Source organism: Edwardsiella piscicida (genome assembly GCF_021733145.1).
GTDB lineage: Bacteria > Pseudomonadota > Gammaproteobacteria > Enterobacterales > Enterobacteriaceae > Edwardsiella > Edwardsiella piscicida.
In genome coordinates this window covers 2,010,493-2,026,022 of the sequence record NZ_CP090968.1, presented here as the reverse complement: position 1 = coordinate 2,026,022, position 15,530 = coordinate 2,010,493, and the positions used below count along the sequence as shown (strand labels likewise).

The following is a 15,530-nucleotide window of genomic DNA, read 5'->3' as shown; positions in this document are numbered from 1 at the left end:
CGTTAAAAAAGCTTGCTAAAGGTCAGGAAGACCATTTTTTTATCGTATTCATAAAATGGATGATTGCTGTCACTTTTAAAATATGACAGGTTGATTTTTGGCGTGATACCAAAGTAATAAATGTCACGGTGCCAGAGCGTTATCAGGGCGCCGTACTCTTTATTTCTTTGCTGAATTCCGAAGAAGTCAGCGCTATCGTAAAACTTATTGGCGTAGTTTATCTGCATGATGCTGGATATGCCGCCCGGCCACTCATTTCCCCAGCCGCCTCGCCACTTTATTTTCTGAAAGGCTATGCTCTTACGCTCAACGTTTTCACGCTGGTAGTCACTACCCCAAAACCAAAATTGCTCGGGGCTGGGAAAATAATAGAGTGTCGCAGACAGCAGATGATTTTTGCTGTCGCGTTGGGCGTGATGTTTATTCGTAGTGTGACTTTTCTCAGCGTCAACATCGATTTTCCAGCGAGGGCTCAGACGGTATTCTGTCTCAATACGCAGCCCCGGCGATGCTCCTTCGCTAGAAAGGGAGGGCGCCTGATTATCCGATGCCCATTCGCGCTCTATAAAGGGCAAGAGCAGCAGGGAGGCGTTGATATCGCGTAGGCCCAGACCTGCGCTCAGACGGGCCGTTGCCTGATCGTAGCGATGATTGTTGGTGAAGTACTTCCCGTAGGCCAGCGTACGGACCTCGCTGAACAGCCCCTCCGGCAATGACCAGGTTTTGCTACCACTAAGATAGTAGGAAAAGCCCTGTCCGCTTTGCCGTTTCTCAGCCTGCCACTGACCAATTTTTACGTTAGCGTCTGGCGCATTATTAATGTTACTCTCATTAATATAGTTAACGCCTACGTTGAATGACCAGCTGTCTTTCCGCTGTATTGCCCTGATATAGCCATCCACTATCTCATTGACTCTTTCGCCGTTGCTATTAGCCCGCAGCTTATTGAATTGCAGTAGCGCAGAGGCGCGGTCTTTATTCTGAAACAGCGCGATAGCCAGCTGCAGTCGGGCAATATTTAGCTGTGGTTCCTTGGCGATGACGCGGCGGTAATAACGAATGGCGTCGCGATAGTTACCGTCCTCTTTGGCTAAAATAGCCTTGCCCCATGCGGCCAGGGTCGGATCGTATCCTGCCTGCGCCTGATAAAGAGGCAGCAAGATCTTGACGGCGGCGGCGTCTGATTTTATCACCGCCTGGATCATGCCTTGGAAAATAATCTGAGGGTGCGTTTTTAATGCTTCTTGAGAAAGGACAAGGGTATTTTTTACCGCTTGAGGCGCGCTAGCAGCATCTGCTGCGCTCATGGTTAATACGCTTAACAGAATAGCGGAACCTATCTGTAAAAGCGGCGGTTCTATTTTAATCAGCATCTAATGAATTGCTTATAATACACGCTTATAAAAGCGATGCTTGCGTTGGTAATAAATTATTACATACGCATTCATTTTGAAATTAAACCAACGTTAAACGGCGTGGTGGGTGTCAACGAGTTTGGCTGATTATGTGTGATGAATGAGTCTGGCTAGCGACTTGATCCTGAAAATACCATTTTGTTGGACTTTACAGCTATTAAAAAATTTAAATTTAGTATTTATTGCTAATAAATAGCAATATGGCGATAAATTAATCTACTGAGGAGCGCTGCGCCGCGCCCGAGCGCGCCAGCCGACGGTACTGCTGCGGCGACATGCCGGTGTATTTGCTGAAGGTGCTGTAAAAGCGGCTGCTGGAGCTGAACCCCGCCGTGAGCGCGATATCGAGGACCGTTCTGTCGGTATCGCTCAGCAGCGCCCGGACATGGTGGATGCGCATGGCGGTAATGTACTGCTTCAGGGTCATCTGCATCACCCGCTGAAACAGCCCCATCGCATAGTGGGCGTTGAGGCCGACGTGCCGGGCGACCTGCTCTATCGTCAGCGCACGATCGTAGTGGGCGGCGGTGAAGGTCAGCATCTGGCCGACGTAGAACAAGGCATGGCGGGAGAGTCCCTGGCCGCTGCCCGCGCGCGGATCGTCGCCGCCGGGCTGCATGGCGTGCCAGCCGGAGAGGCTAAAGCGCTTTAGCATCAGCAGGATTTCATCGCTGGCCAGCTGCCGCATCTGCGGGCATGGGCTCTGCAGATCCTGCTGCCAACGCCCGATCTCAACGGGCGTTAGCCGCGCCGGATGCGCAGAGGTCAACACTCTGCCGTGGGTAATGTGGCTGAGCAGCTGCGGATCCAACGGCCAGGCGAGAAACAGATGCATGGGCAGGCTGAGCAGGGCCATGCTGCGACAGCGCCCCGGATCGACGAGGCGGTGGGGGGTGCAGGCCCAGAACAGGGCGATATGTCCCTGCGGGATGCGCAGCGTCCGATCGTGAATGCGGTAGTCTATCTCGCCGTCGAAAGGGATATTGAGCTCGACCTGGGCGTGCCAGTGGCTGGCGGCCATCGCCTGCGGCGGACAGAGCGCGATCGTCAGGCGCTGATGCTCGGTATAGAGCATCAGGGGGCTGTGCGGCTGCGGATCGGTGCTGTTGCACATCAGCTCCGCGGGGGCCTCTTGGCGGCGACGCGCTTCCATGGTTTTCCTCCTGCTGATCTCCGGTGCGGCAGAGGCCTCACCGGATCACCGCGCTGTCGATAGTCTCGCCGCTATTCTGTCGCTTTTCCTCATCTTTTGACCTATTTCTCTCCCAGAAAGTTATTTTTTTGAACCTAGATCGACAAATCCGAGGAAATGGGAATGCTTTGGGCAGAAGGCGGACGCGTGGATCCGCCCGGCGTGTCACGATGCCCCCCAGCGATGACCTTTATGGGAGAGAGACGATGAACGCACCTAAAATTGCCTTTATTGGCGCCGGTTCAACCATTTTTGTGAAGAATATTCTCGGGGATGTCTTCCAGCGCCCCGCGCTGCGAGGGGCGGATATCGCGCTGATGGATATCGATGCGCAGCGTCTGGCCGAGTCGCAGATCGTCGTGGGGCGGCTGATGGCAGCGACCGGGGCCACTGGACGCATTCAGTGCCATACGACGCTGCGTCCGGCGCTGCAGGGGGCCGATTTTGTGGTGGTGGCGTTTCAGATCGGTGGCTATACGCCCTGCACGGTCACCGATTTTGAGGTCTGCGCGCGCCATGGCCTGCGCCAGACCATCGGCGATACCCTGGGCCCGGCCGGCATTATGCGCGCGCTGCGTACCTTTCCACACCTGTGGCAGCTAGGCGAGATGATGATGGCGGAGTGCCCGCAGGCGACGCTGCTGAACTATGTCAACCCGATGGCGATGAATAGCTGGGCCATGTATGCGCGTTATCCGCAGCTGCGGCAGGTCGGTCTCTGCCACTCGGTACAGGGCACGGCGGAGGAGCTGGCGCGGGATCTCGATATCGATCCGGCGCAGCTGCGCTACCGCTGCGCCGGGATTAACCATATGGCCTTCTATCTTTCGCTGGAGCAGCGCGGCGAAGACGGTCAGTATCGCGATCTCTACCCGCAGCTGCAGCAGGCCTACCGAGAGGGGCGGGCGCCGAAGCCGAACATCCACGGCAACCTGCGCTGCGAGAATATCGTGCGCTATGCGCTGCTGCAGAAGCTGGGTTACTTTGTCACGGAGTCCTCGGAGCATATGGCCGAATATACGCCGTGGTTTATCAAGCCCGGACGCGACGATCTGATCGCGCGTTATCGCATTCCGCTGGATGAGTATCCCAAGCGCTGCGTAGAGCAGATGGCGAACTGGCAGCGCGAGCTGGCGGCGTATCAGACGGCGCAGCCTATCGCGATTACGCCGTCGCAGGAGTATGCCAGCCGGATCATGAATGCGCTGTGGAGCGGGGAGCCGGAGGTGATCTATGGTAATGTGCGTAACGCGGGGCTGATCGATAATCTGCCGCAGGGCTGCTGCGTGGAGGTGCCGTGTCTGGTCGACGCCAACGGGATCCAGCCGACCCGGATCGGGGCGCTGCCCTCGCACCTGGCGGCGCTGATGCAGACCAATATCAATGTGCAAACGTTGGTGACGGAGGCGGCGCTGACGGAAAACCGCGAGCGGATATACCATGCCGCGCTGCTCGATCCGCATACGGCCGCGGCGCTGAGCATCGATGAGATCTATGCCCTGATCGACGATCTCATCGCGGCGCACGGCGAGTGGCTGCCCGCGTGGGTGCGTGGCTGAGCCGACGGCGGATGGCTCTTCTCGGCGCGGCGGAAAATCAGACGATCCCTTAATTCCCTGCGCCGGGCTATTGGGTACTATGGGCGCCCGCCGCCGGATTACGTGCGACGGGCTATCGTGACAGCATACTTATTAGATAGGGCTACTTATGTTCAGAACGCTTTTGGTGGCATCGCTGCTGACCCTGGGGGGCTGCGCCGACGCGTCCATCATTATTAATAATATCGACAATACATCTGGGTACCGCGGCGGACAGAGCGGCGGGCGGATCTTTATCTGTATGCTCACGCCGTTCAGCAGCGTCTATGCCGACGCCGCGCGCAGCGAGCAGATTGCCCGCTATAAGGTGGGGCAGCGCTGTGAGCGGGGACAGGGCGAGGGCAGCCTGTTCTGTCGGCCCAAGGATGCTACCTGCAGCACCACGACGCTGGATGAGGGCTACAGCCAGGGCGCCGATCGCCTGATGGTCTATGAAGATTCGCGTCAGCGCGGGGCGTCGCTGAGCATCGATCGCGACATCCCCGATCTTTCCCGCTACCGCTTCGCCGATCGTATCTCCTCGTTCTCGGTGCCGCAGGGGTGGACGGTGCGTTTTTACGAAGGGACAGATTACAGCGGGGGATACTATACCCGCAGCGGCGGGGAGCAGGAGGCGACCGGGTTTAACGACCGCATCCGCTCCATCCGGATCCTGAGCCGTTAACCCCGCAGCGCAGGGCGGCGGCGTGGCCGCCCCGCTGGGCGTTAGCGCGGTTCAGCCAGGGGCGCATCGCCGCCGTGTACGGCGGGCGGGCGGTCGACGATCAGCAGCCATAGCGCCAGGGCGCCGATCAGATCGAACACCGCCAGGGCGATAAAGAAGGGACCAAAGCCGATGATGCCGACGAAGGCGCCGATAAACAGGTTGAAGATCAGCTGACCGGACCAGGCGCAGGCGCCGGCCATCCCGACCGCCGTCGCCACCTCGTTCTTCTTAAACAAATCCGCACCCAGCGTCGCGGCCACCGTCGACAGCAGCTGGTGGGCGAAGCCGCCGATGCTGATCAGCAGCACCGCGATATAGGGATTCTCCACGATACTGACCAGGCCGATGGTGGTCATCAGCAGCGCGCCCAGCGTAAAGGTGATGCGGCGCGAGTTGATCAGGGTGACGCCGCGGTCGTTGAAAAACTTGGCCACAAAGCCGCTGGCCAGACAGCCGAGATCCGCCATCAGAAAGGGCAGCCAGACAAACATGGCGATCTCTTTCAGGCTGAAGTGCAGGGTCTCCACGAAGAAGATCGGCACCCAGAAGTTAATGGTTCCCCAGGCCGGATCGGCCAAGAAGCGGGCGATGCCGATCCCCCAGAAGTTGCGCTGGGTGATGATATGGCGAACCGAGGTTTTCTCTTGGGTCGCGGACTGCAGAAACGACTCTTGCCCCGCCTCAATATAGCGGCGCTCCTCATCGGAGAGGCGCTTGGCCTCTTTGGGATCCTTATAGCAAAAATACCAGACGAAGGCGGCGACGATAGCCAGGCTACCGGAGACGATAAACGCGAATTGCCAGCTGTGGAACAGGATACACCAGGCAATCAGCGGCGGCGCCAGCATGGCGCCGAATGAGGTGCCCATGTTGAAGACCCCGGTGGCAATGCCGCGCTCTTTGGCCGGAAACCACGTCGACGCCGTTTTGACGCCGGAGGGAATGGCGGAGGCCTCGCTGAATCCCATGAGGCCACGCATAAAGGCCAGCCCCTGCCAGGTGCCCGTCAGCGCATGCCCCATGGTGGCCAGCCCCCAGACGATGGCGCAGATAAAGAAGCCGAGCTTCAGGCCGATGGTATCAATGAAAAATCCCATGATTGGTTGACCAATTGTATAGGCCAGCTGAAAGGCGCTGACCACCCAGGAGTACTGCTCTTTGGTGATCCCGGTACTCTCCATGATCGTGGGTGCCGCGATGCCGAGCGCGGTTCTGTCGAGGTAGTTAATGATGGTAATGAAGCAGACCAGCAAGATCATATACCACCGAAAATTCTTGATCTTTTTCATAGTAATCTCTTGGTTATTCGGTTGTTGGTTTTGTTATGTTTGGGGTAGTGCCACAGCCTTGCCAATGCGTAAAACAGCGGGTCTCCACAGCGTGAAAACGATGAGGCGATAGTACATAAAAAATAAACATTAATGTGTGATATTAATCATGAATGTAATATTGGTATGCCAAATTAATTGTTTTTAGGGTATTTGGTTAACCAATGTGGGTGCAATGCCGGGGGCGTGGGCGTGGTGAGGCGTAGTGGAGAGCGTCTGCGGAGACTGGGGGGGGTGCCGCGGCGTAGGTCATCGGGAGATAGGGGGATAAGGGCTATCGCGTGGCGCGGCGCCGGCAGGCGCAGGGAAAGGCGCAGGGAAAAGGGTGCGCGGCGGCGCAGAGGCTATCGCCGGGTTAAAGCTGATGCAGCAGCGCGAAGAAGCGCGCCTTGTCCAGATAGATCACCGCCAGGAACAGCAGGACGCCCAGCAGGCTGACGCCGAGGGAGAGACCGCCCAGGAGCAGCAGCGTACCCATTTTCTTCATGTTGATCTCTCCGTTTTCCGCCGACTGTACCCGGCCGTGGGAAGGCCCGCCGGGGCTCAATGTAGCACAAAGCGTGGCGAAGAATGAATCCCCCCGTCGCGCTTGGGGGGCCAGGCTGGGGGCCGCCACTGTGCGTGGCGTCGATGCTTCTGGCACGCGTCCCGCGACGGAGTACGGTCTAGGCCTCCGGGTTGAACTGGGCCGCGCAGCAGCGGTTACGCCCCTGTGACTTGGCCTGGTAGAGCAGCGAGTCGGTTTGCTGCAGGAAGTCGACGCCCCGGGCGTCGCCGGTCAGTGTGACGCTGCAGACGCCGGCGCTGACGGTCAGGTAGGATGAGACCGGCGAGCGGGCGTGCTCGATGCTCAGCGCCAGAATGCTCCTGCGCATCCGCTCCGCGCAGGCGAGGGCATCGGCCAGCGGGGTGGCCGGCAGCAGACAGATAAACTCCTCGCCGCCGTAGCGGGCCACCAGATCGCCGGGGTGGTTCAGGGTTCCGCGCAGGGTGGCCGCCACCTGGCGCAGCGCATCATCGCCGCGCAGATGGCCATACAGATCGTTGTAATCCTTGAACAGATCGACGTCGAACAGGATCAGGCTCAGCGGGATCTGGTGCTGCTGGACGTTTTGCCACTCGTGGGCGAAACGGACGTCAAAATAGCGGCGGTTGTACACCCCGCACAGCCCATCCAGATAGGCCAGCTGGCGCAGCAGGTCTGACTGCATCTTCAGCAGCAGATGGGTATTCACCCGGGCCCGCACAATGTTGTGGTTTATGGGTTTACTGATAAAGTCCACCGCCCCGGCCCGCAGCCCGGTGGTCTCCATGGCTTCGTCGATATGGGCGGTAATGAAGATCACCGGAATATCCTGTGTCTGCGGCGACGCCTTGAGGCGTTGGCAGACCTCTAGCCCGTTCATTTCCGGCATCTCAATATCCAGCAGGACCAGATCGGGGTGCTGGTTCATACAGATATTGAGGGCCTGCTGCCCATTGGTGGCCATAAACACAGTGTGATCGTCGGCGAACAGCTGGTACAGGATCTGGATATTGATCGGCTCGTCGTCGACGATAAGCAGGCGCGGTCGTTCTCGACCGGGCAGGTTAAAGGCGCTGTAGGGAGTCAGTTGGTCTAACATATCAATCCATTTCCTTATCGGTTGACGATGCTTGGGCTAGCCACTGGCGGCAAATCGCCTGTGCCCGATTAAAGTCGAGCCGATTGACGGCGGCATCCAGCGTTTTCAGCGTGTCGCCCAGCGATTGCCCCTGCGGGCTGGCGGCCAGACGCCGCATCTGCTCCAGCGCCGCCATGTCGCTGCGCTCCAGCAGGGCGATCAGATCGTGTAGCTGGGTCTGCAGCGGCGGCGCGGGCGGCTGGGCCTGCGTCGCCGCCGCCGCCGTCGGCGGCAGATCGTCGGCGAGGCGCTGACAAAACGCGATCAGCGCGGGCTCCCGGCGGCGGCACAGCGTCGCGACGGCCAGCGCCGTCTCGCGCAGCTCGGCGCTCAACAGTCCCCCGGGCGCCTGGCGCAGACGGGCCTCGCCGTCGCGCGCCGCGGTGAACAGGGCATCCTGCCCCAGCTGGGCGGCCAGCCCTTTCAGGGTATGCAGCGAGCGCGTCGCGGCGGCCAGATCCTGGTCGTCCAGCTGACGGGTTAAGCTGTCGGGAAAATCGTGCAGCTCGCCGAGGAACAGGCTCAGCAGATGCTGGTAGAGCGCCAGGTCGCCCTCCAGCCGCTCCAGCGCGCCGCTCAGCGAAATTCCCGCCTGGGCCGCCGCCTGCGTCAGCCCCTCTGGCAGGGCCGACGGCGGCGGGGGCGGCTCGGTTTCCGGCGCGGGCGCCGGGAGGGTGGGCAGGTGTTTTTGAATCGCATGGATGAGCTCTCGCAGGTTAAAGGGCTTGCCGATGTGGTCATTCATCCCGGCGGCCAGGCACTCCTGGCGATCGGAGGCCATGGCATTGGCGGTCATGGCGATGATCGGCAGGCTGCGCAGGCCAAGGTGGCGGCGGATATACTGGGTGGCGTTGATGCCGTCCATGACCGGCATCTGGAGATCCATCAGCACCAGGTCAAACCCCTGCGGGCTGGCCCGCAGGCGGTCGACCGCCTCTTGTCCCTGGGCGGCCAGGGTGATGCTGGCGCCCTCATCCTCCAGCAGCTCTCGGGCGATTTGCTGGTTATTCAGATTGTCCTCCACCACCAGGATACGGACGCCGCTGAGCTGTTTGCCCGTGGCGCGCGCGCGCGGGGCCGGCAGGGCGATCGCCTGCTGGCTCGACTCCTGCCGCGCATGCAGCGCGCTGAGCACCGTCTCCAGCAGGATCTGCGGCGTGACCGGCTTCACCAGAAAGCCATCCAGTACCCCCTGTTCTTCGCTGCTGCGCTGGAGCAGGCAGTCGCGATCGTTGGCGGTCACCATCACCAGCAGCGGCATCGAGGTATCCGGTATCTGCTGGTGCAGGCGCTGAATGGTCTGCCAGCCGTCCAGGCCCGGCATCAGCCAATCGACAAACATCACATCGTAGTGGGTGCCCGCGCGCTGCTGCTCGGCAATGCGCGCCAGCGCCTGCTCGCCGGAGCCTGCGGTGTCGACCTCCCAGCCCAGGGTGGTCCCCATGCGCTGCAGCAGGGTGCAGGCGGTCGGGTTGTCATCCACCATCAGGACATGCAGCCCGGCCAGGGTCAGACGCTGCGACTGATCGTCGGGGTGCGCGTCGGCCGCGGCCAGCGGAAGGGTCAGGGTGAAGTGGAACAGGCTGCCTTTGCCGGGCTCGCTCTCAACCTGCAGGGTGCCGCCCATCATGGTGACAAAGCGTTGGCTGATGGAGAGCCCAAGGCCGGTGCCGCCGAAGCGGCGGGTGATGGAGGCCTCGGCCTGAGAGAAACCGCTGAAGATGGCGCGCTGTTTTTCCGGCGCGATACCGATGCCGGTGTCGCGAACGCCGAAGTGCAGGGTGACCGTCTGCTGATCCTGGGCCAGCAGCCTGATAAAGAGGGTCACCTCGCCCCGTTCGGTAAACTTGAGCGCATTGCCGCCCAGATTAATCAGGACCTGCTGCAGTCGCAGGCTGTCGCCGACCAGCCAGTGCGGCAGGCTCGGATCGATATCGAAGAGCACCTCGACCGGCTTTTGGCGTGAGCTGCTGGAGAGAATGACGGCCAGATCCTGCAGTAGGTTGCACAGGCTGAAGGGCTCGGTCTCCAGCTCCATTTTGCCGGCCTCGATCTTGGAATAGTCGAGAATGTCGTTGAGCAGGCGCAGCAGCGCGCGCGCCGCCGCCTCGCTCTTGGTGGCGTAGTCGGCCTGACGGTGGGTCAGGCCGGATTTCAGCAGCAGGGTGAGCATGCCCAGAATGGCGTTGAGCGGGGTGCGCAGCTCATGGCTCATATTGGCCAAAAAGGCAGACTTGGCCTGATTGGCGTTTTCCGCCGCCAGCTTGGCGGCCTGCAGGGTGGCTTCGGCCTGGCGCTGGCGGGTGATGTCGCGGTTGATGCCGACCAGCATCAGGGTATCCCCGATGCCCTGCTGCTCGACGACGGCGGCGGATTCGATGATGCGCTCCTGATCGCCGACCCGGATGCGGAAGCGCTGGCGACATACGTGCCCCTGTCCGGCGCGCAGGGTCTCCTGCAGCGTGGCATCGACCTCTTCAACGTCGTCCGGGTGGATCAGCGTGTGCCAGTAGGCGTACAGCCGGTGGGGGTCCTGCATCTCCGGGGGAATGGCGTAGATGGCGTTCATGGTCTCGTCAAAGATCAGCGTACCGTCGGCCATGCTCCAGCTCCACACCCCGAGTTCGGCGACCTCGGTGGCGCGCAGCAGCTGGTTGCGCGCGATGCTCAGGTTGGTCTGCAGCGTTTTGGCCTGGGTAATATCAAACTGAATGGAGATGTATTTATCGATCTGTCCGTCGGCGTCTTTGAACGGCGCGATGGTGGTATCGACCCAGTACACCCGGCCATCTCTGGCCCGATTACACACCTCGCCGCGCCAGGGTTGCCCCGCCAACAGCAGCTCCCACGCCTGGCGCCAGAAGGCCGGGGACTGGGTACCGGAGTTAACGATAGAGGGAGGCTGCCCCAGCAGCGCCTCGCGCGGGTAGCCGGTGATTTGGCAGTAGGCGTCGTTGACCTCGATCAGCCGACGGTGGCGGTCGGTGATGGCGATGATGCCGTGCACGTTAAGCGTCGCCAGCAGCGCATCGTTGTCGCGCAGCGCCGCCTCCAGCCGGTGCTGGGTATTCTTGCGCTCGGTAATATCGGATTCGACGGCCATAAAACCGATCAGTCGGTGCTCCGCGTCGTAGCGCGGCTGGATCTCCATTTCGATCCAGTACTCCTCGCCGGCGCGGCCGCGGTTGAGCAGTTCCCCCTTAAACGCCAGGCCGCGATCCAGCGCCTGGTGCACCGCCTGTATCACCCGCGGATCGGTTTTTTCACACTGCAGCAGCGCGCCGGGCACCTTGCCGAGAACGTCGTCGTGGCGATAGCCGGTGATGCGCTCGAAGCCATCGTTTACCCAGGTGATCCGCCGCTGGGGGTCGGTGAGGATCACCGCGTTGGAGGTGTTGCGCGCCACCAGCGCCAGACGCTCCAGATCGGCGGTCATGCCCTGCGCCAGCCGTTCGGCGCGGAAGCGGCCAAGGATTTGCTGGCGCAGCAGGCTGGTGAATAGCACGCTCAGCAGTACGCCGAAGGTAAACAGTAGCCAGGGTGAGTAGTAGTTTATCGAGGCCTCAAAATGGGAGGTGCTGCTGATGCGCAGCATCATGGTACGCCCCGGCAGGGATAGCGGCAGGGTGTGGATAAAGACGCGGGCGCGCATCTCCTGGGGCGAATGGTCATCGATAATGCCGTGCTGCAGGCGCTTGCTGCCGTCGGCGTCAAAGATCAGGTTGTCGCTGTTCATCTCGCCGCGGGTGTCATACAGCTCGATATCTACCCGCCCGGAGGCGTACTCGGGAATGTTGTTGAGCAGATCGGCGATGACCAGCGGGGAGTAGATCACGCCGAGCAGCGCGGCGCGGCGCTGCTCCGGGGTCTGCAGCAGCGCCGCATCGACGGCGTAGACCGGCAGGTAGAGCAGCGCCCCGGGCTGCTGTTTGCTGTCCTGAACCAGGTGGATATGGCCGGTCAGGGTGGGAAGACCGCTGTCGATGGCCTGCTGCAGCCCGGCCCAGCGCACCGCTTCGGAGCGCAGATCCAGCCCCAGCGCGGCCTGGTTGGGCGTCAGCGGCTGGACGTATTTAACCAGGTACAGCTCGGGATCGCGCTGCGGCTGGATCTGGTGGGGGGTGAAGTCGATCTTATCGTCGATGCGCGCCTGCTGCACAAAGCGCGATAGATCGGCGCGGGCCACGCGCTGAATAAAGCCGATGCCGCGTACCCCGGGGTACTCTCTGGGCAGATCCAGCGCGCGAACGTAGTCGCTAAACTGGTCGTAGCTGACCTGGTGATAGGTGGTGTATAGCCCGCTGACGGCGCTCAGCCCGTAGAGGGGCTGGGTAAAGCGTCGGCTGATCTCGCCGGAGACCCGTTCAACGTTGCGGGCAAAGTCGGCCTCTGTATTGCTTTTGATTTGGTTATACAGCCAACGGGCACCGGCGGCGGATAACAGGATGCCCAGCACCAGCACCGCCAGCGAGAGGCGATAGGCGGCGGTCGTGGGAGTGACTGTCTGCGTCGTATGGAGTGCCATGGGGGATCCTGGTTAGATTCATCGTGCGCTCTCTCAATAGGCTAGTTCAATTTTTCTGAGGCGGTCAAAAAGCGCCGCCGGTATTTGTTGCCACGACGCTTGGTTTCTGTTTACACACCACCTGGTGATGGCTGACGTATCGTCAACACTGACTCATATTGCATAACATTTGCCGTCAGCGTGAAACGGGGAGATGCCAGGCGGGGCGCGGTCTGGCGAGGCGTTTGGCTCAAAAATATTTTGAATGATTAAAAAAAAGTTTGGATTGCGTGTTGATTAATGCCGGGAATGCGCTAATATCTCTCTCGAAATAGAGATATAGCTCACACTTTTAAGGAGTTTAAGATGAAACAAGTTAAATCCTTTATGCACGATCTGAACTCGGTTCTGCTGCAGCTGACCTCACAGAACTACTACTAAGCATAGCGGCACGCACGCGGCCTATCGGGCTGCGTGCCCGACAGCCATCGACGTATTCCAGCCGTTCCAGCCGTTCCAGCCGTTCAAGCCGTTCAAGCCGTTCAAGCCGTTCAAGTCGTTCAAACTGTTCAAACCGTTTAACTCATTCAAATCGTTTAACTCATTCAAATCGTTTAAACTCTCTGCCTCTGCCTCTGCCTCTGCCTCTGCCTCTGCCTCTGCCTCTGCCTCTGCCTCTGCCTCTGCCTCTGCCTCTCGCGATGACGCGCGCGATCCCGTCGCTCGGCGAATGGGATGGGGCAGGGGGAGCATCGCCGTATTCGGCGTCATGGGGCTGTCATTGGTCTGTGTCAGGAGTCCCGCGGGGGGACATAAAGAAAGATGGCGGGAGTGTGAGCCCCATCATGCGGCGGACTGGCGCTTTATGGGCGAACGGGTAGAGTAAGACTGGGTATCCCTCCAAAGGAGTCACACATGAAGCTGTTCAGGCAAATCCTGCGTAGCTGCCATGTCAGTTATCTGGTCAGTCTCTTGGCGCTTATTGCATTCGGTCCCCGTGAACCCACGGTACGCGAGGAGCGCTAGGCGCCGCGCGCGTAGCGCAGGCGGCACGGTGTAGTTCGCGGTGGGGCGCGTCTGTCGTCCTCGACGGGCGCAGGTCGGCGGCGCGCCCCAATTTACCGCTATCCCCTCGCCGCGTCGTTAGCGCGGCTTTTCACTTTCATCGCGATAGACTTCACCGCAGAATAACACCACGTTAGGGCGACGCTGGTGCAGGCGATCTATCATCCGCTGGCACTCGACGCGGGTCGGGTAAATATCCTCTGTGACCGGCAGGGCATCACAGGCATCGTGGCCACAGGGGCTGACCAGCAGAACAAATCCGATTAACGCATCTGCCATCTATCTATCCCATTCCTCAGGGGTTATGTGGGGGGATCCCGCGTCGCGGGCGCCCGTGGCACCGTCGGTGCGCCGGCGTTTGCTCAGCGCGTCCCGGCGCCGGTGGGGCCGCCCTGGCTGAGCGTCGATGCCACCGTGCGTCGCTCGCCGCGGGACACCGACTATTCATATAGTGTATATGGTGCGTATTATGCAGAATTTCAATCTGCTATAGCCAGGAATGGTAAAATATGTGGCCTGGGTAGCACCTGGCCTGTGTTAATATCGTCGGCTCTATACGATCCATATCAGCTGTATACCATCGCAATGAACTCACCTGCTATCGAACAAAAAATAACGCAATCGGCGACCCGCGTTGCTAAGGTCGTGTTTCCTACCACCATCAACCACCACGCTACGCTGTTTGGCGGCACCGCCCTGGCCTGGATGGACGAGGTTTCCTTTATTACCGCGACCCGCTTTTGCCGTAAGCGTCTGGTGACGGTCTCCACCGAGCGGATTAACTTTCAGCATCCTATCCCCTCGGGCTCTATCGTCGAGCTGGATGGGCGAGTGACGCGCGTCGGGCGCACCAGTCTGACGGTAAGCGTGACCATCTTCCTGGAAGACATGTACCGCGAGGGCCGGGAAGAGGTGATTAACGGCCAGTTTAACTTTGTCGCGGTGGATGATGATGGCCGTCCTGTGCCATTGTTTGATTAATTATTCTCCTAATCCGCCTGCCAGTAGGGAAAAATGTTAACTGGCTCCATAAACCGGACGCCCATGCCCCTTTTTGGGTATGGCGGTGATAACATCCCATCAGGCAAGCGTAACAGGAGATTAACGATGTATAAGACGATTTTGGTTCCTGTCGATCTGGACGAGATGGCGTTGACTCAGGCCGCGCTGCAGGAGGTCAACGCGCTGGCGGCCCAGGAGGCCGTGCAGATCTGTTTGCTTTATGTCATGCAGGTGCCCGACTGTTCACTCAGTCGCCTGAATAAAGAGACCCTGCGCTTTGAGGATATTCTGGCGGAAGAGTGCATGAATAAGATGCAGGCGCTGGCGGAGACGATCGCCCTGAGCGACCCCAGCAGCGTGACCTGCCAGATCCGGAAGGGGTCTATCTACGATGAGGTGCTGAAGGAGGCCGCGGAGATCGGCGCCGATCTGATCGTCGTTGGCTCGCGTCGCCCCAGTATGTCCACCTACCTGCTGGGCTCTAACGCCACCAAGATCGTGCGCTACGCGACCACCAGCGTCTTGGTGGTGCGCTAAACGCCTCCGGGGCGGGCGTCGCCGACCTTCAGCGGCGCTCCCGGCGGCGGTATTTTTCCGGCAGCGGCGGCACCGGCCGCCGATCGTCCAACAGATGGCGCAGGGCCAGAATAGGGTGGCGCCACAGCATGCGCGGCCCGGCCCAGCGCATCACCGCCTTCATCTCCTCTCGCTTGGCCGGCTGATAGCAGTGGATTGGACAGCGTTTGCACGCGGGTTTGTCCTCGCCGAACGGGCAGCGCGCCAGGCGCTGACAGGCATACTGATACAGCTGATCGAAATGGGTTGCCTCGGTGTGCAGCGCATCGGGCGCCGCGGACTGATAGAGCCGTATCATGCACTGGATCGTTAACTGTTCGCGTAGGATCCGCTTTCCCATCGTATTGTCTCCCGCTGGCCGTGCGGCCTATCTTAGCAAAAATTGCGTTGAATAAATGAAATAACCCGCCGCGCCGTTTAGGCCATGGCCAATAGGCTTTTATCTTGCGCAATATATAATTGGATTTTAATCCGCTCCCC

The 15,530-nt window shown here is 60.2% G+C and carries 13 protein-coding genes; 4 read left to right on the top strand and 9 right to left on the bottom strand.

Annotation, left to right across the window (positions count from 1 at the left end; all coding sequences use genetic code 11):
* Positions 1 to 2: 2 nt before the first annotated feature.
* Complete coding sequence (locus L1P05_RS09215; RefSeq protein ID WP_012848756.1) at positions 3 to 1,373, bottom strand: surface lipoprotein assembly modifier; 1,371 nt, start codon at positions 1,371 to 1,373, stop codon at positions 3 to 5.
* Positions 1,374 to 1,626: 253 nt separating this feature from the next.
* Complete coding sequence (gene melR, locus L1P05_RS09210) at positions 1,627 to 2,568, bottom strand: transcriptional regulator MelR (RefSeq protein ID WP_012848755.1); 942 nt, start codon at positions 2,566 to 2,568, stop codon at positions 1,627 to 1,629.
* A 245-nt stretch (positions 2,569 to 2,813) separates the two neighbouring features.
* On the opposite strand from melR, the gene melA reads away from it, so the two are divergent.
* Positions 2,814 to 4,166 (top strand): alpha-glucosidase/alpha-galactosidase, encoded by a 1,353-nt coding sequence (melA, locus tag L1P05_RS09205; RefSeq protein ID WP_012848754.1) that lies wholly within the window; start codon positions 2,814 to 2,816, stop codon positions 4,164 to 4,166.
* A gap of 148 nt (positions 4,167 to 4,314) precedes the next feature.
* Positions 4,315 to 4,869, top strand: a complete 555-nt coding sequence (locus L1P05_RS09200; protein WP_012848753.1) for a beta/gamma crystallin-related protein — start codon at positions 4,315 to 4,317, stop codon at positions 4,867 to 4,869.
* A 41-nt stretch (positions 4,870 to 4,910) separates the two neighbouring features.
* Here L1P05_RS09200 and L1P05_RS09195 read toward each other — a convergent pair whose 3' ends face one another.
* The 6 genes from L1P05_RS09195 to L1P05_RS09175 form a co-directional block, all read right to left on the bottom strand.
* Positions 4,911 to 6,200: an MFS transporter gene (locus L1P05_RS09195; protein WP_012848752.1), complete on the bottom strand. Its 1,290-nt coding sequence runs from the start codon at positions 6,198 to 6,200 to the stop codon at positions 4,911 to 4,913.
* 394 nt (positions 6,201 to 6,594) lie between these two features.
* Positions 6,595 to 6,726, bottom strand: coding sequence for a hypothetical protein (locus L1P05_RS17515; RefSeq protein WP_012848751.1), 132 nt, complete (start codon positions 6,724 to 6,726; stop codon positions 6,595 to 6,597).
* 178 nt (positions 6,727 to 6,904) lie between these two features.
* Positions 6,905 to 7,864 carry a diguanylate cyclase domain-containing protein gene (locus L1P05_RS09190; protein ID WP_012848750.1) on the bottom strand — a complete coding sequence of 320 codons (960 nt, stop codon included), beginning with the start codon at positions 7,862 to 7,864 and terminating at the stop codon, positions 6,905 to 6,907.
* 1 nt (position 7,865) lies between these two features.
* A complete protein-coding gene (locus L1P05_RS09185; RefSeq protein WP_012848749.1) occupies positions 7,866 to 12,428 on the bottom strand; it encodes a CHASE domain-containing protein in 4,563 nt (1,520 codons plus the stop codon).
* Between the two features lie 441 nt (positions 12,429 to 12,869).
* Positions 12,870 to 13,178 (bottom strand): hypothetical protein, encoded by a 309-nt coding sequence (locus tag L1P05_RS09180; protein WP_041692522.1) that lies wholly within the window; start codon positions 13,176 to 13,178, stop codon positions 12,870 to 12,872.
* A 372-nt stretch (positions 13,179 to 13,550) separates the two neighbouring features.
* Positions 13,551 to 13,751: a hypothetical protein gene (locus L1P05_RS09175; protein WP_012848748.1), complete on the bottom strand. Its 201-nt coding sequence runs from the start codon at positions 13,749 to 13,751 to the stop codon at positions 13,551 to 13,553.
* 306 nt (positions 13,752 to 14,057) lie between these two features.
* On the opposite strand from L1P05_RS09175, the gene L1P05_RS09170 reads away from it, so the two are divergent.
* On the top strand, positions 14,058 to 14,453 hold the full coding sequence (locus tag L1P05_RS09170; protein WP_015461580.1) for an acyl-CoA thioesterase: 396 nt from the start codon (positions 14,058 to 14,060) through the stop codon (positions 14,451 to 14,453).
* Between the two features lie 126 nt (positions 14,454 to 14,579).
* Positions 14,580 to 15,011, top strand: coding sequence for a universal stress protein (locus tag L1P05_RS09165; RefSeq protein WP_012848746.1), 432 nt, complete (start codon positions 14,580 to 14,582; stop codon positions 15,009 to 15,011).
* Between the two features lie 28 nt (positions 15,012 to 15,039).
* On the opposite strand, the gene L1P05_RS09160 is transcribed toward L1P05_RS09165, so the two are convergent.
* On the bottom strand, positions 15,040 to 15,390 hold the full coding sequence (locus L1P05_RS09160) for a nitrous oxide-stimulated promoter family protein (protein ID WP_012848745.1): 351 nt from the start codon (positions 15,388 to 15,390) through the stop codon (positions 15,040 to 15,042).
* Positions 15,391 to 15,530: the final 140 nt, after the last annotated feature.